This window comes from Bradyrhizobium sp. (genome assembly GCF_035309285.1).
In the GTDB taxonomy this organism is placed as follows: Bacteria; Pseudomonadota; Alphaproteobacteria; order Rhizobiales; family Xanthobacteraceae; genus Bradyrhizobium.
On the sequence record NZ_DATGFH010000020.1, the window covers coordinates 1 to 20,292 of the forward strand.

Annotated in this window: 18 protein-coding genes; 1 reads left to right on the forward strand and 17 read right to left on the reverse strand. The window is 64.0% G+C overall.

The annotated features are described in order from the left end of the window. Positions 1–195: 195 nt before the first annotated feature. Entirely contained in the window at positions 196–1,089 is an 894-nt protein-coding gene (locus VKR55_RS05505) for a LysR family transcriptional regulator (protein ID WP_324400528.1), read from the reverse strand. Between the two features lie 149 nt (positions 1,090–1,238). Here VKR55_RS05505 and VKR55_RS05510 point away from each other — a divergent pair, with 149 nt between their 5' ends. Next, positions 1,239–2,063: an MBL fold metallo-hydrolase gene (locus tag VKR55_RS05510; protein ID WP_324400530.1), complete on the forward strand. Its 825-nt coding sequence runs from the start codon at positions 1,239–1,241 to the stop codon at positions 2,061–2,063. A 106-nt stretch (positions 2,064–2,169) separates the two neighbouring features. Here the strand turns inward: VKR55_RS05510 and VKR55_RS05515 are convergent, their stop codons facing one another. The 16 genes from VKR55_RS05515 to VKR55_RS05590 form a co-directional block, all read right to left on the reverse strand. Then, on the reverse strand, positions 2,170–3,003 hold the full coding sequence (locus VKR55_RS05515; protein WP_324400533.1) for a glucose 1-dehydrogenase: 834 nt from the start codon (positions 3,001–3,003) through the stop codon (positions 2,170–2,172). A gap of 221 nt (positions 3,004–3,224) precedes the next feature. Next, entirely contained in the window at positions 3,225–4,160 is a 936-nt protein-coding gene (locus VKR55_RS05520; protein WP_324400535.1) for a sugar-binding protein, read from the reverse strand. A gap of 91 nt (positions 4,161–4,251) precedes the next feature. Further along, positions 4,252–5,334 (reverse strand): ABC transporter permease, encoded by a 1,083-nt coding sequence (locus VKR55_RS05525; RefSeq protein ID WP_324400537.1) that lies wholly within the window; start codon positions 5,332–5,334, stop codon positions 4,252–4,254. After that, positions 5,334–6,098: an ATP-binding cassette domain-containing protein gene (locus VKR55_RS05530; RefSeq protein WP_324400539.1), complete on the reverse strand. Its 765-nt coding sequence runs from the start codon at positions 6,096–6,098 to the stop codon at positions 5,334–5,336. Before VKR55_RS05530 ends, VKR55_RS05525 begins: the two co-directional genes overlap by 1 nt. A 50-nt stretch (positions 6,099–6,148) precedes the next feature. Then, on the reverse strand, positions 6,149–7,603 hold the full coding sequence (gene xylB, locus VKR55_RS05535; RefSeq protein ID WP_324400541.1) for a xylulokinase: 1,455 nt from the start codon (positions 7,601–7,603) through the stop codon (positions 6,149–6,151). 98 nt (positions 7,604–7,701) lie between these two features. Next, positions 7,702–8,745 carry a LacI family DNA-binding transcriptional regulator gene (locus tag VKR55_RS05540; protein WP_324400543.1) on the reverse strand — a complete coding sequence of 348 codons (1,044 nt, stop codon included), beginning with the start codon at positions 8,743–8,745 and terminating at the stop codon, positions 7,702–7,704. A gap of 141 nt (positions 8,746–8,886) precedes the next feature. Beyond that, the gene (locus tag VKR55_RS05545) at positions 8,887–9,834 is read right to left on the reverse strand and encodes an ABC transporter substrate-binding protein (protein WP_324400545.1); all 948 of its coding nucleotides are present in this window, start codon (positions 9,832–9,834) and stop codon (positions 8,887–8,889) included. 93 nt (positions 9,835–9,927) lie between these two features. Continuing rightward, positions 9,928–10,971 carry an ABC transporter permease subunit gene (locus VKR55_RS05550; RefSeq protein WP_324400546.1) on the reverse strand — a complete coding sequence of 348 codons (1,044 nt, stop codon included), beginning with the start codon at positions 10,969–10,971 and terminating at the stop codon, positions 9,928–9,930. Then, positions 10,964–12,487: a sugar ABC transporter ATP-binding protein gene (locus tag VKR55_RS05555; RefSeq protein WP_324400548.1), complete on the reverse strand. Its 1,524-nt coding sequence runs from the start codon at positions 12,485–12,487 to the stop codon at positions 10,964–10,966. Before VKR55_RS05555 ends, VKR55_RS05550 begins: the two co-directional genes overlap by 8 nt. 129 nt (positions 12,488–12,616) lie before the next feature. Beyond that, entirely contained in the window at positions 12,617–14,062 is a 1,446-nt protein-coding gene (xylB, locus tag VKR55_RS05560) for a xylulokinase (RefSeq protein WP_324400550.1), read from the reverse strand. A gap of 93 nt (positions 14,063–14,155) precedes the next feature. After that, entirely contained in the window at positions 14,156–14,776 is a 621-nt protein-coding gene (gene pncA / locus VKR55_RS05565) for a bifunctional nicotinamidase/pyrazinamidase (RefSeq protein ID WP_324400552.1), read from the reverse strand. Positions 14,777–14,833: 57 nt separating this feature from the next. Further along, positions 14,834–15,916: a HupE/UreJ family protein gene (locus VKR55_RS05570; RefSeq protein ID WP_324400681.1), complete on the reverse strand. Its 1,083-nt coding sequence runs from the start codon at positions 15,914–15,916 to the stop codon at positions 14,834–14,836. Positions 15,917–15,921: 5 nt separating this feature from the next. Next, complete coding sequence (locus tag VKR55_RS05575; RefSeq protein ID WP_324400554.1) at positions 15,922–16,965, reverse strand: DUF4340 domain-containing protein; 1,044 nt, start codon at positions 16,963–16,965, stop codon at positions 15,922–15,924. Further along, a complete protein-coding gene (locus VKR55_RS05580) occupies positions 16,962–18,575 on the reverse strand; it encodes a Gldg family protein (protein ID WP_324400556.1) in 1,614 nt (537 codons plus the stop codon). The genes VKR55_RS05575 and VKR55_RS05580 overlap by 4 nt, the downstream gene beginning before the upstream one ends. 9 nt (positions 18,576–18,584) lie before the next feature. After that, positions 18,585–19,286 (reverse strand): ABC transporter permease, encoded by a 702-nt coding sequence (locus tag VKR55_RS05585; protein ID WP_324400558.1) that lies wholly within the window; start codon positions 19,284–19,286, stop codon positions 18,585–18,587. Next, a complete protein-coding gene (locus tag VKR55_RS05590; protein ID WP_324400560.1) occupies positions 19,283–20,230 on the reverse strand; it encodes an ABC transporter ATP-binding protein in 948 nt (315 codons plus the stop codon). The genes VKR55_RS05585 and VKR55_RS05590 overlap by 4 nt, the downstream gene beginning before the upstream one ends. Between the last annotated feature and the right edge of the window lie 62 nt (positions 20,231–20,292).

Here is a 20,292-nt window from a genome sequence, read left to right on the forward strand (position 1 = left end):
TGTCACCAATTCGTGACACGCATTCCGAAGGCTTCAGCTATCTCGTCACCTCCATAGCTGCTCCGGCTGCTTCCGGCTGGAGCGTTTGCCGGGTGGGACTTGCACCCACTGGAAAGCGCCGCCTTCTCACGGCGCACACCCCAAGCGGACGTCGGACTTCCCTTTTTGGGGGGAAGCAGAATGTGCGCAATTCGATCAAGTGGTCCGGCGCGCCGGCCGACGAGTCATTTCATCGAGGCGGGAGCGTACGAAGGCCTGGAAATGGTCTGCGGACGGTGTCAGCTTGGCGTCGCGAACTCGAAGCACAGACACCATGTTGCGGACGTCCCACCCGCGAAGATGGATCACGGCCAATGACCCGGCGCCGAGCTCCGCGGTGACAACATAGCGACTGATGGCGCCGATTCCGTAACCTCTCTTCAGTGCAGACACGAGGGTCTCATTGGAAGACAGCTCAAGCCGACGCTTGGGAACAATGCCCAGCTGCGCCAAACGGCCATCGGAAGAGATGCGGGTCGCAGAACCTTCTTCCCGCGAAAGCCAAGTCAATTTTTCAAAACTTTCGCGCGAAAGCCGCCGGGGTGCTAAAGCCGGACTGCCGACGATGACGACTTCATACTCCAGCAAGGGCTCCGTTTCGATTTCTGGTGCCGTCACGGTCCCCGCTACGAAACCCAACTCGGCGCGATGAGATCGAAGCCGTTCGACCGCTTGCTCGGCTGATCCCACTTGCAACGTGACGCGCACTCCCGGATGCGAATATTGGAATTCGGCAATGATCTCGGGCAACAGATAAGTCCCGGTGAGTGACGACGCGACGAGTGCCACCGAACCAGGGCCGCCCTGGCGGAATTGCGCGGCACCGAGGCCTGCCTGCGCGAGGAGGGATTCGGCGCGAAGGACGTAATTCGCGACGAAATCACCGGCATCCGTGAGCACGCCGTCACGCCGTGACCGTTCCACAAGTTTGATCCCCAGCTCCTGCTCCAACTCGGCGACGTGCTTTGAGACCGCCGGCTGGCTGATGCCAAGTTCTGCAGCGGCCGACGAAAACGACCTCTTGCGGGCAAACGCCGCGAATGCGCGCAATCGTGCTTCCAGCCTCATAACCCAAGATTATACCATTGCGCCGATTATGTATTTTTTTCTTTGGCCGATCCTCGGTACCGTCGTGGCACGTCAACCAACTTGTGTTGGGCTGATCCGGATGTGTCCGTTGTAGCCAAAGGAGGAAACCCATGCCTGCCTTCATCTGCTCGACCTGTGGCACGCAGTATCCGCAAAGCGAAGCCCCACCGGCTCATTGCCCGGTGTGCGAGGACGAGCGTCAATTCATTCTGCCTGAGGGCCAGTCGTGGACAACGCTAGAGCGGCTGAAGATTTCGCACCACAACGGATTTCGCCAATACGAGCCAGGTCTTATTGGCATCGGCACGACTCCTAAATTCGCCATCGGGCAACGCGCACTGCTCTTATGTACGCCTGAAGGGAACGTCCTCTGGGATTGCATCTCCCTGATCGATGAGGCTACGGTCACCTTGATTAACGGACTTGGCGGATTGCGCGCCATCGCCATTTCGCATCCGCACTTCTACACGACGCTTGTTGACTGGAGCCGAGCGTTCGGCAATGTGCCGGTGCATCTTCACGCTGACGATGCCAATTGGGTGAGGCAGCCGGATAGTTGCATCAAGTTCTGGCAGGGCGAAAGATTCGAGTTGCAGAAGGGCATCACGTTGGTCCGCGGCGGCGGGCATTTCCCCGGTGGAGCGATGCTTCATTGGGCGGCCGGAGCGGAGGGTAAGGGAGTGGTGTGCTCGGCCGACATGGCTATCGCGAACCTTGATCGTAAATCTTTTTCATTCATGCGCAGCATTCCGAACTTCATCCCGCTTTCCGAGAAGGCCGTCCGTGCGGTCGGTGCTGCGCTGATGCCCCTCGCGTTCGATCGGGTGTACAGCCACCACTTCGAACGGGTGATCCATTCGGGCGCCAAGCAGATTTTGCAAAATTCCGTGGAGCGATACGTTGCTGCGATCGGTGGCGCCTATGACAGGATGTGAAGTGGAGACAACGCCCGCTTCTGACCCTTCGCGGCATATTGCACCGCCGTGCGGTTTTGGCCGCCAGCAGAGTTCGGACATGGCATCGTCGCGTCACGTGCGCCGGCTAGCTCGCCCAATTCTCGCGGAATTCACCGAAGAGCGTGAGACCTCCGCAGACGTAGATGGTCTGCCCCGTGATATAGCCCGCTTCATCTGACGCGAGAAACGCAAACACGCCGGCGATCTCCTCCGCCGTTCCGACACGCCCGAGCGGGATGTGGCTTTCCACGGCTGCGCGCTTGGCTTGATCGCCGGTCCATGCGGCATTGATCGGCGTGTCGATCGCGCCGGGTGCGACCGCGTTGACACGAATGCCCCGGCTGCCAAATTCGAGCGCAAGCGTGCGCGTCAGGCTGGCCATCGCGCCCTTGCTGATCGAATAGGCGAGATAGCCCGGCTTGGGGATGATCTGGTGGACGCTCGAGCAATTGATGATAGTGCCGCCTCCGCCGCGCGCCACGAAGTGCGCGAGCGCTCGCTGTGCACAGAGCACGGCACCGTTCAGATTCACGTCGAGGGTTCGACGATAGGTTTCGATATCGAGTGCCTCGCTCGGTGACTCCCTCTGGAAGCCGGCATTGTTGATGAGGCAGTCAAGCCGCGGCCAGCGCGCCAGCACGATATCGAACATCTGTCCAATGTCGGCCTCGCTGCCGATATCGGCGTGAACCACGAAATGGTCGCTGTCGCCATGCCCTCGCTCGGCAGACGCGGCCCGCACGCGGGCGAGGGTTTCTTCAGCACCTGCAGGCGGACCGACGAAATTGATCGCGACGCTCGCACCTTCCTGAGCCAGCCGGACCGCGACCGCCTGCCCGATGCCTTGAGAGGCGCCGGTCACAAGGGCGTATTGCCCGACGAGACGAGACGGGAGAGTTGACCGATCCGATTGCTGCATGATTGCTCCGGAAACGCAGGTGTCATCGACCGTTGGTTCACAACGAGCCGTCGCGCATCGAAAGGCTATCGCGGGATTCGACAGACCACCAGATCTCCGGACCGGCGGCGATGTCGTGGGGAACCTCTCACTACCCAGTCTCGTGAGTAGCAGAGGCTCCCCACCGAGCCTCTTCCGGAGCGGAAGAGGCACTGCAGGAACGCCGGGGCTGGCGAACGTTCCTACTTCAACATCTTCGCGACGTTATCCTTGGTCACGAGATCAAGACCGGTGTAAACGATCTCCGGCACCTTCTCGCCCTTCTTGATCGCAAGCAGGGTATCCATCGCTTTCTCGCCCATCTCGAACGGACGCTGGCCGACCAGGGCATTGGCATAGCCTTCGTTCAAAAGTTCGAGCTGCATCCTCAAAGTGTCGGCCACGACGAGCGTGAACTTGCCGGAGTCGATGTCCTTCTTGCTGCGGTTAGCGAACGCCTTGAAGCCTTCCGGCGCGAACATGGGCCAACCGCCGACCGGGATGATCGCAGCGAGGTCGGGGGTTGCGGTGCGCAGGTCAGTCATCTGTTGAATGGCGGCTGCAGGATCGTCGTTGCAGAACGTCGGTGATCCCCCGACTTCGGCCCACTTCGAGCCTTTGAGCGCTTCGCGGACTCCATCGACGCGCTCCGCCAGATTCGCGGCACCGGGACCGCCGGAGACCATCGCATATTTGCCGCCCCCCGGCCGGAGCTTCAGCAGTTGCTTGCCGAGCGCGAGGCCGAACTCCTTGTTGTTGGTTCCGATATAGGCGATCCGTTTCGAGCCCGGCGCATCCGAATCGAAGGTGATGACGGGAATGCCGGCGGCGGTCGCCGCCTCGATCGACTTGGTCATCGCCGCAGTGTCGGCGACCGAAATCGCAAGACCATCCACCTTCTGTGTGATGAAATCCTGGATGATCTGCGCCTGGGTCGCCGGCTCGTGCTCGACGGGGCCTTTATAGATGCATTCGATATTGCCGAGCTCCTTGGCGCGCTTCTGACAGCCGTCACGCGCGAAGTCGAAGAACGGATTGTTCATGGCCTTGGGCACGATCACGAATTTGTAGGTCTGGGCGGCGAGCGCCGGCGTCGCCATCATCGCGACGGTTATGCCGGCAAGAAGAAGTTTCCTCATTGCGTCCCTCCACATTTTTGTGTCCATCCTTTGAAAATCGCAGCTCCGGGAGGCGGACAGACAACAGCGCGTTAACCTCCAGGAAGAGCTCTCAAGCCATGCGCGAGCGAAGGCGATCGACCAGCACCGCCAGAATGATGATCACGCCCACCAGGGTCTCTTGCCAGTACGAGGAGACCTGCGCGAGCACGAGGCCGTTGCGGATCACCTCGAGCAGCACGCAGCCGACGATGGCTCCGAGCGGGCCGCCGGTCCCGCCGGCGAGATTGGCGCCGCCGATGACCGCCGCAGCAATGACATTGAGCTCGTAGGACGTCGCCATGTTTGCAGGCGCCGATCCCAGCCAGCCGGATATGATGATGCCCTGGAGACCCGCCGCGAGCGCGCAGATCACGTAAACCGCGATCTTCAGACGCGCCACCGCAATGCCGGTCAGCGCGGCCGCCTTCTCGTTGCCGCCGAGCGCGAAGACGTGACGACCGAAACCGGTGTGATGCAGCACGATTGCCATCGCGACTGCGAGCACCACGAGATAAATGAACGGCGCGGGCATGCCGTACACGTCGCCCGATGTCAGCGCGTAGAAATAATCGGCGTCCGGCCCGCCGGGAAAGCTGCCGCGGCCGTTGGAGACGACGTAGCCCATGCCGCGCACGATCGAGAGCATGCCGAGCGTGGTGACGAAGGGCGACAGCCCGAGAACGGCAATACAGAAGCCGTTGACGAGGCCGACGATCAGCGCAACGCCAAGCCCGCCAAGCACCGAGACGACCAGTATCAAGCCCGGCACGTTGGCGACGACGGTCTTGCCGTCGGCCGCCAGGTGGACGAACCACGACGCACCGGGCATGCCCGGCGTCGAAACGTCCGTCATGATCATCGACGTGATCATCGCGGAAAAACACATCATCGAGCCGACCGAGAGGTCGATGCCGCCCGTAATAATGACGAATGTCGCGCCGAGCGTGGCGATAGCGATGAAGGAAAAATTCTTCGCCACGTTCTGCATGTTGCCCTCGGTGAAGAAATACGGGCTTGCAAAGTTCATCACCACGAACAGCGCCACGAGGGCGAGCAGGACGTAGCCGGTCTGCGAGGCAAAGATTCCGGTCTGCCACCATCTGGCCTTGCCGATGTTGGTGAAAGTGATGGGAGATTCCATGGGCGCGGCCATCACGCGGCCTCCTTCGCTCCGGTGATAAGGGAGGTGACTTCCTCAGGAGTGGTGTCGCCGATCGCCTTGTCGGCGCGCTTCTCCCCTCGGCGCATGACGACGACGCGGTCGCAGACCGCGAAAACGTCGGGCATGCGGTGCGAGATCAGCATCACGGCGACACCCTGCTCCTTCAAACGATGGATCAGGCTCAGGACCTGCTCGACCTGGCGGACCGAGATCGCGGCTGTCGGCTCGTCCATCATCACGAGCCTGGCGTTGGAGAGGCGTGTCCGCGCGATCGCGACCGCCTGGCGTTGGCCGCCCGACATCTGCTTCACGAGGTCGTACGGACGGGTCTCCGAACGCAGCTCTCCAAACAGGTCCAGCGCGCGCGCCGCCATGGCCTTGTGATCGAGAAAGGCGAACGGACCGAACTTCCGCTTGAGCTCACGGCCGAGGAAGACATTGGCTGCCGCCGTGAGATTGTCGGCGAGCGCGAGGTCCTGGTAGACGACCTCGATCCCGACCGCCCGGGCATCGATTGGACGGGCGAAATGCACCAGATTGCCGTCGAAGCGGATCTCGCCATGGCTCGGTGGGAAATTGCCGGCGATGATTTTGACGAGCGTCGACTTGCCGGCGCCGTTGTCGCCCATCAGCCCAACCACCTCGCCGGGGAAAACCTGCATGTCGACGCCGTGCAGTGCGCGAATCGCGCCGAACTCCTTGCCGATCCCCGTCAACTCAAGGACCGGTTGCCCGGTTGCGGGAGGGGTTACCATGGTCCGCCTCGCTCAGACTTGCCGGCTGGCAGTTTGGCTGACGCGTTCACTTAAAGATTCTCCTTCAGCGCGGGGTAGAGCTTTCGCCAACTGTGGTAGGCCTCGTCGTAGGCGGCCGCGGCGGAGGCGCGCGGCGTGAAGGTCGCAAGGCGCCGCGGACGGGTGCACACTTCTCCGGCATTCTCGCCGGTGGCCGCGAGCCTGCCGAGGCGCGCGGCCCCGAGTGCAGCCCCCACCTCGCCCTCCTCGACGCGATGAACGGGAATGCCGAGCACATCGGCGCAAATCTGCGCCCAGAGCGCCGAGCGCGAGCCGCCGCCAACGAGATCGACCTCCGCGATGTCAGAGCTCGCATGTCCCAGAGCGGCAAGATTGTCGCGCGCCGCAAAGGCGACGCCTTCGAGCACGGCCTGCACGATCTGGTCTCGCCCGGTTGCGGCACGCAGGCCGATGAAGGCTCCGGCCGCGGCAGCGTCGTTATGCGGCGTGCGCTCGCCGTTGAGATACGGCAGGAATTTGACCGGGCTCGGCCCGTCGACCGTGTCGCCGAGCGGCATCAACAGCTCGGTGGCCGGCGTCGCCATCACGCTCGCGAGCCAGGCGAGCGAAGCAGCAGCAGACAACATCACGCCCATCTGGTGCCACAGGCCGGGAAGCGCGTGGCAAAAGGCATGCACGGCCAATGCCGGCGCCGGCGCAAATTGATCGGTGACACGGAACATCACGCCGGACGTGCCCAGCGACAGGAATGCATCGCCAGGGGTGATCGCGCCGAGCCCGATCGCGCTCGCTGCGCAATCGCCGGCGCCGCCGGCGACCACGACATCGTTCCCCAATCCCCAGCGCCGGACGAAGACAGGCGCAAGATGTGCGCTGACCTCGCTGCCTTCGACAAGCCGCGGCATGTGATGGAGATCGAGCCCCGTCGCACGCAGGAGCAGCGCGGACCAGCGGCGCTGACCGACGTCGAGCCACAGCGTTCCGGCCGCATCCGACATGTCCTCGACCATCTCGCCGGTCAGGCGATAGCGGACATAGGCCTTTGGCAGCAACACCTTGGCGACACGCTGGAAAATCTCCGGCTCGTGCCGCGCCACCCACAACAGCTTGGGTGCGGTGAAGCCGGGCATCGCCAGATTTCCGGTGATGGCGTGGAGCGACGGACAGTACCGCTCGAGCGCGGCACATTCGGCTTGGGAACGGCCGTCGTTCCAGAGAATGGCTGGCCGAAGCGGACGGCCATCGTCGCCAAGCAGGCTTGCGCCATGCATCTGGCCGGAGAGACCGATGCCGCGGACCTGGGCGACCTCGCGCGGACAGGCGGATGCAAGGTCGTCGACCGCGCCGATGGCCGCCTCGAACCAGGCATCGGGATCCTGCTCGGACCACAGCGGCGCCGGATGCGACAGCGCAAGCTCGCGCGAGGCGGTCGCGAGGATCGCGCCCGCCTCGTCCACGAGCACCGCTTTCACACCGGACGTGCCGATGTCCATGCCGAGATACACGCTTCCTCCCTTTTGGCCCGGTTTGCGGTGCGCGAACTGTGCCGCCTTTCTCGCAAATCAGCCGCTTACCAACTCTGGCTGCCAGCAGCAGCAGCCGCCTATGGCAGATTGTCCCTCATCACGATGTCGATCCGGATCTTCTCCTGTTCGCTCAGGATCGGCTCGCTCCTGGCGAGCGCGAGCAGCACGCGCACGGCGGCCCGCGCCTCATGGCCCGGGTTTTGCGAAATCGCCGCAGCCATGACGCCCTGCAGCAACAGCTTGCGCGTCAAGACCGTGACGTCATGGCCGACGAACACCACCTGCTTCTCCCGGCCCTGTTCCATCAGCGCCTTGGCGACGCCGGCTGTGCCGGCGCCGACATTGTAGAGGCCGACGATGTCTGGATACTGCCCAAGCAGCCGTGTCATGTGTCGTTCGGAGCGCTCATCCTCGTCGCGGCCTTCGAGAACGGGCAGCACGTCGAGCCCGGAAAACTCCGACGCCATCACCTGGTTGAAGCCGAAGATGCGCTCGGCATGGTCGCGCAGGCCTTGCGAGCCGGCGACGATCGCGACTTTTCCCTTGCGGCCGCCGACGAACCGGCCGACCAGTGCGCCGGCGGTACGGCCGGCGGCGATATTGTCGATGCCGACATAATGCTGGCGCCGCGACGAGGGCACGTCAGAGACCAGGGTAACGACCTTGGTGCCGGCATCGATGAGATCGTTGATGGCGGCGCGGACACTCGGATGATCCAGTGCCACCACGGCGACGCCATCGAAGCCACCGGGGAGCCGTTCGAGCGTAGCGGCCAGAACCGAACCGTCGAAGACGTCGGTTGCGATCATCTCGATCAGAAGGCGGCGGGCCGAGAGCCAAGCCGACATCTCGCCGAGATAGGACTGGATTTGCTGCATGAACGGGTTCGGCCCGGACGGCATCACGAACGCAAAGCGCCAACCCCGGCCGCGCGCGAGCTCGGCCGCCGCCATGTGGGGCTGAAAGGCATTGCGTTCGATCGCCTCCTTGACGCGGCGGATCGTGTCCGGCCGCACACCGGGGCGGTTGTGCAGCACGCGGTCCACGGTCGCCAGGCTGACGCCGGCCTGGCGCGCGATGTCCTTCAGTGTCAGCGCCGCGGGAGTGTCCGGCTCCTTCATGAGATGAGGCTAGCAGAGTTCTTGAGGCACGCAACTCATTTTGAGGGGCCGGCCGCTGCTTTCGAGTCCCGGTTGTGCCGGCAAAAGGGCATGGAGCGCCGCCCGGTAGGGCGACGCTCCGTAACGTATATCGCGGGCGCGCTACTGCGACCGGTCGGAAGTCCAGCCCTTGTATTGGGCGACGTTGTCGCGGGTGATAAGCTTCGAGGGCAGGAGCTCGACGGGTGATGCCGGCTTCTTGCCGTTGAGAATGCCAACGCCGAGCTGCACGGCGCGGCGCGCCATGAAGAACGGATCTTGCGAGGCCGAGGCCTGGATCTGCGGCGTTGCGGGGTCCTTGAGCGCGGCCTCGATGTCGGGCGCGCCATCGACCGAACTGATGACGATGCCGGAACGCTGCTGCTGGCGCGCCGCAAGATCAGTGCCGATCGCCTGGGGATCGTTGATGGCGAAGATGGCATCGATCTTCGGGAAGCGGGTCAGATAACCCTGCGCGACCGTCAAGCCACCCTCGCGCGATCCCTTGCCGTCCTGGTCGCTCGAGAGAACCTTGATTCCGGCGTTCTTCGAAAAGACGTTCTTGCAGCCCACCACGCGGTCGATCACGGCGGAGACCTGCGGGCCGTTCTCGATCACCACATTGCCTTTGCCGCCGAGCTTGTCGACAATGTACTGACAGGAGATCTCTCCGGCCTGGACATTGTTGGTCGTTACCGTCGCGTCGGCGCCTTCGGCGGCCGTATCCACGGCAACGACGACGAGGCCTGCCGCCTGCGCCTTCTTGATCGCGGGCCCGATGGCCTTCGGATCGCCGGGATTGAGGAGGATCAGGTCGACCCCCGCGGCGATGAAGTTGTCGATCTGGGTCACTTGCTTGCCGAGATCGTATTCAAAGCCGACGGTGGTGATCTTCACATTGGGATTGGTCTTCTTGGCCTCGAACTCGGCGCCCTTGGAGAGCGCCACGAAGAACGGGTTGCCCATCGAGCCGAGCGAGATGCCGATCGATTTGAGCTCCTTCGCAAAGGACGGAGCGGAGCTGAGAGCGAGCACCATTGCGGCGCCCGCGAACGAGATCGTCTTCAACATGAGCTTCCTCCCTGGTCTGTCTTCACCCCCGGGTACGGCAGACCAGATGCCGTAACCGAATCTGATGTGGCGACATCGAGCCTCGATGCTCCCTCAAGTGCGCGCCGAGCCTTGCAGCCGATAGCGATCGAGCGCCACGGCACCGATGATCACCAAACCCTTGATCACATATTGCCAGATGTCGGAGACGCCGATGAGAATGAGGCCGTTCGACAGAACCGCAATGATCAGCGCCCCGACCAGCGTTCCCCAGATCGAGCCGATACCACCGACAAAGGACGTGCCGCCGAGGATCACGGCGGTGATCGCGTCGAGCTCGTAGGATTGGCCGAGCTGCAGCCCGTTGGCGGCATAGAGCCGCGCTGCCTGCATGGCACCGCCAAGGCCGGCCAAAAGTCCCGACACGCCGTAGACGAAGGTCAGCACGGCCCACACCTTGATGCCGGCCAGGCGCGCCGCACTCTCGTTACCGCCGACCGCATAGATGTGCACGCCGAGCACGGTCCGACGCAGCACGAGCCAGGAGACGAAGATGACGAGCAATGCGATCACCGACAGCCACGGGATCGACACGACACCGGGAACGAGCGTGAGCGAGCCGTTACCAATGAAGGCATAGGGAATGGAAGGATTGAAGATGGTGGTATCGGCGCCGAGCAGGCGGGCGAGACCACGCACGGCAGTGAGCGAACCGAGCGTGACGATGAACGGCGGCAGGCGCAACAGGGCAATCAGCGCGCCATTGATGACACCGAAACCAAGGCCCGCGAGGACCGAGGCCAGAACCCAGAACGCGCTGAGGTCGGGAAGCTGGGAGATCGTCAATCCGGCCATCGCGGACGCGGCTAGGATCGAACCGACCGACAGGTCGATGCCCCCGGTGAGGATAACGAAGGTCATGCCTGCGGCGAGCACCGTGTTGACTGCGGCTTGCTGCAGAACGATGCCCAGATTCTGGCCGGAAAAGAAGCGGCCCTCCGACAGGAAATGAAAGCCAAGGCACAACAGCAGCAGCACCGGCAGCATGCCGGCTGCGCGGATCAAGAGCCTGATGCGTTGGCGCTTCGTCTCCTGCGCGGCCGCGGCGCCATTGGCCGTGGCCGGCGCGGCTCCCGCCTGCGGAGAACTGTCATGCATGAGCGTGCTCCGTCCCGGTTGCGAGCGCCATGATGTCCTCCTGGTTCAACGGCGATGCCGCGGTTCGCTCGATCTCGCCGGCAATCCGTCCAGCACGCATGACAATGACGCGGTCGCAGATGCCGATAATCTCCGGCAGATCGGACGAGATGACAAGGATCGCGGTACCCGATTTCGCGAGATTATCGATGATCGAATAGATCTCGGACTTGGCCCCGACATCGACGCCGCGCGTCGGCTCGTCGAGGATCAGGGCTTTTGGCGTGGTCGCCAGCAGCCGTGACAGCAGCACTTTCTGCTGGTTGCCGCCGGAGAGCCCGCCGGCCGGCACGCCGACATTCGCGGCGCGGATGCCGAGCGCAGCGAAGGCCCTGTTGGCACGGTCGCGGGCCTTGTCCCGATCAAGGACGTAGCCGAGCCTGGCGTCCCGGCCCAATACGGCGAGGTTGATGTTGTCCAGACATGACATGTCCAGGAACAGGCCGAGCGCCTTGCGGTCTTCGGTCAGATAGGCAATTCCGGCGTCGAGCGCCTCGCCTGGCGTGCGGATAGTGACCGGCCGGCCTTCGATCTCGAGATGGCCGGAGGTCCTGGGTGATGCACCGATGATGAGATGCGCAAGCTCGGTGCGTCCCGCCCCGATCAGGCCGGCAAGGCCGACCACCTCGCCTGCATGCACCGTGAGCGAGCAGCCCTTGACCCGCTGCCCATCGGCCATGTCGATGGCCGCAAGCACCGGATGCCCCCGCCCCGCTTCCGGATCATGATCTTTCTTGTAGAAGGACGACACATCGCGCCCGACCATCAGGCGAACGATGGTGTCGGCGCGGATTTCGGGCTTGTCGAGCGAGCCCACCAGCCGGCCGTCGCGCAGCACCGTGACACGGTCGCCGAGCGCATAAACCTCGTCCATGCGATGCGAGATGTAGATGATGGCGAGCCCCTCGGCGCGAAGCTGGCGAACCAGCGCGAACAGCCGCTCGCTCTCACCCGCCGAAAGCGCAGTGGTCGGCTCGTCCATGATCAGGATCTTTGACCTTGCATGCAACGCGCGGGCGATCTCGACGAGCTGGCGCTGGCCCATGGATAGATGCGCCACCAGGGTCGATGGCAAGAAATCAGCGCCCAGCCGCTCCAGGATCGGGCCGACGCCAACGCGCATGGCGCCGCGCGCGAGCAACCCGGACCGCGACATCTCGCGGCCGAGATAAATATTCTCCGCAACGGTGAGATTGGGGGCCAGCGAAAGTTCCTGATAGATGATCGAGATGCCGGCTGCCCGCCCACCCAGGGGGCCTTCGATCCGCACCGGCTTGCCCTCGATCCGGATCTCGCCGCCGGGATCGGGCCTGTAGGCTCCCGACAATATCTTCATCAGGGTGGATTTGCCGGCGCCGTTCTCACCCATCAAGGCATGGATTTCGCCGGCATAGACGGTGAGGTCGACACCGCGCAGCGCCTTGATGCCGAAGAAGGATTTTGAGACCCCGCGCATCTCGAGGATCGGTTCGGCCATCGTGCCTCCCGTGCACAATGCGTTTGTGATCCGCGTCTCGTTTGGAAGGCTCGCGCGGCCTATTCATTAAACAAAAAGGCGGCAGTGCAGGCAATACCAACTCGGGTATACCCGAGTTGGTTGTTCCGGCTAGTCGCGCGGCCTGTAGAGTTTGCGCCACTGCGGTAGCCGCTCGGCATAGGCATCGGCGAGCGCAGGCACAGGTTCGAATGTCTCGATGCGTCGAGGACGTGTGCAGATGGCCTCGATCGCCTCCCCGGTGACGGCAAGACGCCCCAGTCTTGCCGCTCCAAAGGCCGCTCCCGTATCACCGTCGGCAAAGCGATGGATCGGGAGGTTCAGAACATTTGCCAGGATCGACAGCCAGAACTGCGAACGGGAACCGCCTCCAATCGCGTCAGCTTCCTCGATCACGATACCGGTGTCCGCGAGCGCATCCCTGCAGTCGGCAAGTGCGAAGGCCACGCCCTCAAGCACGGCTTGCCCGATGGCGGCGCGATCGGTGCCATGACTGAGCCCCGCCAGCAATCCACGCGCCGCGGGGTCATCGTGTGGCGTACGTTCGCCGGACAGATAAGGCAGGAAGCTCACAGCCGAGGGCGCCTCCGGACGCGGACCCAGCGGCGCAAGCAGGTCAGCCTCGGACGCCCCAAATAACCGCGCGATCCAGGCGAGGCACGACGCCGCAGAGAGGATTGCCCCGGCGTGAATCCACATTCCAGGGATCGCGTGACAGAACGTATGGACAGCTCGCTCAGGGTTGGCAGCGACGACGTCGGTCGGCGCCAGCAATGCGCCCGAGGTTCCGAGCGAAATAAATGCGCTTTCGGACCTTATTGCACCGATACCGACAGCGCCCGCCGGATTGTCGCCGGCGCCTCCGGCCACCATCGGCCGTTTGGTCATTCCCCAACGCAGCGCCATGTCGCGCCGCAGCCGCGCTGCAGGCGCACACCCTTCGATGAGAGGCGGCATCTGACTGCGCGACAAGCCCGTCGCGGACAGCCCTTCATCCGACCAATCGCGCCGCGCGACATCGAGCCACAAGGATCCCGACGCGTCCGAGACATCCTCGATCGCCTCACCGGTCAGGATCAGGCGCAGATAGGCTTTCGGCAGCAAGACGAGTTTGGTGGCCGCGAAGATCTCCGGCTCGTGCTTCGCGACCCAGAGCACTTTCGGCGCAGCGTATCCGGGCATGGCCTTGTTGCCCGTCGTCACACGCAAGGCTGGCCAGCGTCGTTCCAGTTCGCGGCATTCAGCGGCGGAGCGTCCGTCATTCCAAAGGATGCAGGGGCGCAGCGGCTTGAGGTCCGCGCCAAGCAGAGTTGCACCATGCATCTGGCCCGAGAGGCCGATACCGTCAACCTCCGCCAGTTCGCGAGGACGGTCCGCCTTCAAGGCATCGAGCGTTGCAAAGGTTGCATCGATCCACTCCGCCGGCTCCTGTTCGGAATAGCCGGGACGTGGAGACATCGTCGCAAGCGATCGGCTTCGGCTTGCGACCACGCGTTGCTCATCATCAACGAGAATGGTCTTCACCGCCGATGTGCCGAGATCGATACCAAGGTACATGCTGCTTCCCGCCCGCGAATGGCTCGCCGCAAAATCATCGCGCTCGGCGGCATGCCGAATCGCGGCAACCGCATGGCGCAAGGCGAGGATGACCTAACTGATGTCGCCGATCCGCTGCACGCCGGCCTGTTGCATAGCGCTCCACGCGGATGCAAGCGAGCCGGCGAGATCGATTGCCCTGCAGCCGGACTCGACGACGATGGTCTCGAAGCCGAGCCTGCGCGCATCGACCGCGGAATAATGTACGCAATAGTCGGTCGCCAGTCCGACCAGAAACAGCCGTTGCAGGCCGCGGTCGCGCAAATAACCCGCGAGCCCCGTCGGCGTGCGCCGGTCGTTTTCGAAGAAGGCGGAATAGGAATCGATCTGGCTGCGAAACCCCTTCCGGATCGCGAGCTCCGCCCGCTCGGTCGCCAGTTGCGGATGAAAGGCCGCACCGCTCGTGCCCTGCACGCAATGGTCCGGCCACAGCGTTTGCTCGCCGTAAGGCGTTATGATGGTCTGGAACGGAGCCGAGCCGGGATGGGCCGTCGCAAATGAGCTGTGACCGGCCGGATGCCAGTCCTGCGTCAGCACCATATGGTTGAACTGCTGTGAAAGCCGATTGATCACCGGCACGACGGCATCGCCCTCACCCACCGCCAGCGCACCGCCCGGGCAGAAGTCATTCTGCACGTCGACCACAACCAGCAAATCATCCGGCCTGATCTGCATCAGCTATCCCATGTCGCAACTTTCCCGCACATCTTAGCCGAAATCCGGGCCCGCCTGCTATGCCTCGAACACGCGCGTGAGAAACCAGTAGCTGCCGAGTACGGTAATCAGTGCGGACAGCGCGTAGACCAGCGGCGCGACCCGCACCGGTTTGGTCCTGTCGACGGCCATGAGCCGGTCCAGGGCGATCAGCGCCGGCACGACGATCGAGACGATGGCCACCTGCCCGATCTCGACGCCGATGTTGAAGGCCGCAAGCGCGGTGACGACAGCGTTCGTAGGCAGGCCGATCTCGCGCAGAGCACCGGCGAAGCCGAAACCGTGAATGAGCCCGAACGCAAAAGTCACCCGCCAGCGGCCGTCGATGTTGCGCGTGAAGAAGTTTTCCATCGCGACATACACGATCGACGCCGCGATGGCGGGTTCAACAATGGTGGCGGGAACGACAACGACGTTGAGCGTGGCGAGCGAGAGCGTGATCGAATGGGCGATCGTAAATGCGGTCACGATCTTGACCACCGGCACAAGTCGGCGCGCCCACAGGACGACGGCGACCAAAAACGCGATGTGATCGTAGCCAAGGAAGATGTGCTCGATGCCGGTAACGAGATAGCGCTGCAGGGTGGAGAGCAGCGATGGCGCCGGCGCCGAAAGCGTGACGGTGGTGTTGACGGCGTCAAGCAGCGCCTGAGGGGCGTTGTCACCCTCCCCGACCAACACCACCTGGCGCGCCGAGGGATCGGTGTCGGTCAGCACCGTCGAACGGTAGACGATATCGCCCGGCGCCGCGCGGCAGGAAAAGCTGTTGCGGAAGAGAACTCCGTCGCCGTCGGGCACAAGCGTCGCCGCACCGGGCTCACACGGCTTGCCGTCGCCACCGGTCACGGCGACATGCGCACTGACGTAGGCGATGATCGACATCGCCGACACTCCGACCAGCGCCGGATCGACCCGGTCGCGCTGCGTATCGAAGATTTTCGTAGCAGCGAGGCGATCGGCGTCGCTGCCTTTCAAACCGATCTCGACGTGGACGGTGCGATTGCCCTTCAATATCACCCGCGCCGTCGACAGGTTGACCTGATGCGCGGAGGCCGCGCCGGCCATGCCAAGCGCGATCGCGGCCAATAGAAGTAATCGCATGAGGCTCACGAGCCCGCTCCCACGGCCTTGAGCAGTTCGGTCAGGCGTCGCGGCTCGAACTCGGCAACGGTGATCACCGCCCCGTCAGGCGCAAGACGGGCATAGCGGTCGAGCTTGTCGGCCGACGCGCCGAACTCGAGCCGGGCCAGCGGCGTCGAGCTGTCGCGCGCGTAGAACAGCACGATCAAGGTCGGCAGGGCGAGGCCGTATTGTGCGAGACGCGAAGGATCGGCCGCCGCCACGCGGCTCTCGGCAACGGCGGTGTCGAAGGCGCGGAAGGCGGTATCGATAATGGGCGCCTGCGCGGGATCGGCAACGTGCACAACGCCGCCGGCCGCATGGCTATGCTGGCCGACATGCTTGAACCAGGCGCCGGCGGCATCGCGCTCGAAGCGGGTGAGCTTGCCGCCGGACACGATCTCGACGGCCCATATCTCGGACATCGAGACCGGAAGCAAAAGGTCCGCACCGCGGCTCGCCACCAGCGTCTTGCCCTGCTGACGCCGCGCGATGTCGAATACCAGCCGCCACTCCTCCTCGACGTGGCGCGGCATCAGGTAGACAGTCGGCGCGCCGCCGACCCGGACATAGTGCGATGTGCCTGCCGGGTTGGGCGCGCCGAAGTTCAAGGTCGCCGCCACGCCTGCCGCGGCGTCGAGCACCACAACAAAGGCGGGTGGATCAAGCCCGAATGAAGCGAAGCTTTCGGCGGCGAGCTCGCTCGGTGGGATCTCGCGCGCAGGCTGGCTCACGTTGAGGAATTTGAGTGCGGTGCCAAGGTGGGCCGCCAGTTCGGTCGCCACAGTCCCGTTTGCACCATCGATCGACCAGCCCGCCCGCTGACGATGCAGCGCGACATTGTCGGCGCCCGATCGGATCTCGATCTCTCGAATCTCGTTCGCCGCGACGGTGACGAGTCCCTTCGGAGCGGATACCAGCTTCTTGCGCAGCTCCGGCCATTCTCCCGAAACCACCAGCGCAAGCAAGAGCGCCAGCAGGACGGCCGCCGCGAGTGGCGCCTGCCATCGCGCGGGCGCCGCGCCTGTCAACGCCGCCTCCACCACATCCCGATGCCGAACAACGCGGTCGAGAGCGGCAGCAGCACCTCCAGCACGACGAAGGTGTTGCGCATCTGGCGGCCGGTGAGCACGATTTCCGGCAGGTTGTAGGTGCGCGGCGCGAGATTTGGGGCGGCATTATCCTCGGCGAGCCAGCGTGCGATGGCGACCGACAGCTCGCCGTTGGAGACGTAAGGGAAATATTCGTTGGTAGCGAACTTGCTGGTGCCGGCGACCACCAGGCGAAAGGTCTTGCCGGGCTCAGCGCCGGGGAAGCTTCCCTCCAGGGCGACCACAAGCGGATGGGCGCCGCGGCCATCTTCCCCGGCGGCTTGTCCGCTCGTAGCAACCATCATCCCGCCGGCTGAGGAAGGCGGCCGCAAATAGCTGTCCTGGCTGCTCGCGGCGAGCACGGTGCCCTTTACCGTCGCCGGTGGTTGCGACACACGGATCGGCCTTGCCTGCGCGAACACCGTAAGCGCCAGACGCGCCGTGATCGGGTGCGAGGGATAATAGGGAACAGCAACCTTATCGGGATCGGTGCGGAAGTGATTCAGCGGGTCGATGACGATGGCGGAGTCGGTCGAGAGACCCAAAGGTTCGAGCACGCGGCTTTGCAGGTCGGGGCCGACGGGAAATTGCGGATCGATCAGCATCATCAGCCGTCCGCCGCCCTTGAGATAGTCGGCCAGAAGATCCGCCTCGCCCGATGCGAGCGCGGTCCGCGGACCGAGCTCGGCCACCACGTTGCAATCGGATGGAATCGCGTCGGTCGTGGCCGTGACCAGCTCGCGCATCGCAAAGCCGATCTCGTGCAGCGCGAGCTGAAAGCGGTCGAGTTGCTCGGGCTCGGCGACCAGCACATCGTCCGCACCGCGGATGTCGTGGCCGCGGAGCGTCTCGACATGGCTGAAATGATAGTGGCCTCGCATCGGGCGGAATGTTTCGCCGTGCCCGGTCACGAAGCAGATCGTCTGGGCGCGCTGGCGGAGGGCGCGCAGCGCTGCGTAGCCGAGCCGCGCGGCATCGGTGACATTCTCTACCATCACCTTGCGGTCCAAGGCCTGCAGCACCGCCGTGTTGTAGGAATGGACGCCGGCGTCGCGCGCCAACCCCGGCTCCTTGTCGAGATCGATGGCGCGGAACGAAAGCAGCGGATGGTCGCGGGCCGCGATCTCGATCATGTCGCGCGTCGCGAGCGCGTTCTCGTCGCTGGCGTTGTAAAAGTAAGTCAACGACAGCGGCGCATGCAGCCCATCGATGACATCGGTGAGCTGCGGCGGTGGCGTATTCCGGCCCTCCCGAGTTGCGTCGAAATGAACGTCGTGGCGATAGAGCGCGACATTGGCGGCGATCACCACGCCGACAGCGGCGCAGACGATGAGCGTATTGCCAGCCCACGCGGACCAACGCGATCCGCGGCCGCGCAGCGGCAGGCGGACCGCGAGCCCAAACAGCGTCAGCAGAGTGAGAAGCCAGGCCACAAAGAGGAAGCTGTTCGAAATCCTGTCGCTGAAACCGGCAAAGCCCAGGGCTCCGAACAGGACGGCGGCGGCGACGAGTGCGCCAAGAGCGAGATCGGATCTGGCGAACCGCGACATCTCGCACCCTCACCGCCGCGCCAGCGCTCGCACGGTCAACAGCAACGTCAGCAGCGTGACGCTGAGAAAGAAGCCGACGTCCGATAGATAGACCGAACCGACGGCGAAGGGACGAAAATGCACGGCGAGCGAGAGGTTCACCACCAGTGTGTCCGCCGGGCTCGGCAGCAGCCAGCCGAAATTGTCGATGATCCAGAGCAGCAGGAAGGCGCTGAGCGAGATCAGCGCCGCGATGATCTGGTTCGCGGTCAGCGCAGACGCCAATAGCCCGGTGCCGACCACAGCGGAGCCGAACAGGAGCAAGCCCAGATAGCCGCTATAGATCGGACCGAAATCGGGGTCGCCGAACCAGATCAGCGCCGCCGCGTAGCAGCCCGACAACAGCAGCATGACCACGATCAGGCTCATGCTGGCGCAATATTTCGCCAGCACGATCGCAACCTCGGAGACCGGCGAAGTGAGCAACACTTCCATGGTCCGCAGCTTTTGCTCCTCGGCCAGAAGCCGCATTGTGATCAGGGGCCCGGTCAGCATGAACAGCACGAACATCTGGAAGAAGACGTGCACCATGCTGGGCTGATGGCTGATGAACAATGTGAGTGTGAAGCTGTAGCCCATGATGAGCAGAAACACGGTCATCACGGCATAGGCGATCGGAGAGGAGAACAGCGCCATCTCCTCCTTGCGCAGGAGTATCGCGAAGCTCCTCATGCGGCGGCCCTCGACGATTGGCGCGTCAGGTCGAGAAATATGCGCTCGAGGTCCGGACGGCTTTCGGTCAGCTCCGAGACGGCGACACCGGCTTCAACCAGCGCCGTCACGATGTCGGCGGCGAGAGACGCGCGCGGCTCGACCCGGATCCGGTAATGCACCGCCGCCGAGCCGGTGTCCGGCTCGACGGCGATCTCGCGCACGCCGGCGACGGCGCCGACGACGCCTCGCACGGTCGCTTCCGGAGCGTCGGCTGCGAGCCGCAACATCATCCCTTCCGTTTTCGCCTTCAGCGCATCCGCGGTCAGAAGCATGCCATCGAGCAGGATCATGACCCGCGAGGCGACCTTTTCGATCTCGGGAAGGATGTGCGAGGCGATTAGCACGGTTTGGCTTCCAGCGAGCGAGCGAATGAGATCGCGAACGCCAATGACCTGGTGCGGGTCGAGCCCGCTGGTCGGCTCGTCCAGCACCAGCAGTTGCGGACTTCCCAATAGCGCCTGCGCGATCGAAACGCGCTGGCGGAAACCGCGAGAGAGTTTTCCGGTCAGGAGCAACATGACGCGGGCGAGATCCAGCTGCTCGACCGCGGCGTCCACCGCGGCCTTGGCCGCCGCCCCCCGCAATCCCTTCAGGTTGGCCATGAAGCGAAGGAACTCGCCGACCCGCATGTGATCGTACAGCGGTGCGTCCTCCGGAACATAGCTGATGACGCGGCGAACCGCGAGGGAGTCGGTCACGACGTCATGGCCGACGACCTCGATTTGGCCGGAGGTTGGCACGAGGTAGCCGGTCAACATGCGGAAGATCGTGCTCTTGCCCGAGCCATTGGGCCCAAGAAGGCCGACGATCTCGCCCTGTTCGACGGCAAAGGACACGTCGCTGACGGCGCGGCGCGGCCCGTACCATTTGGTGACATGCTGCGCCTGCACAAGCGGTGACATCGATTTACAGGATCCAGATGCCGCAAGGAAACGCGCGCGCCGAACGGCCCGAACGCGATCCC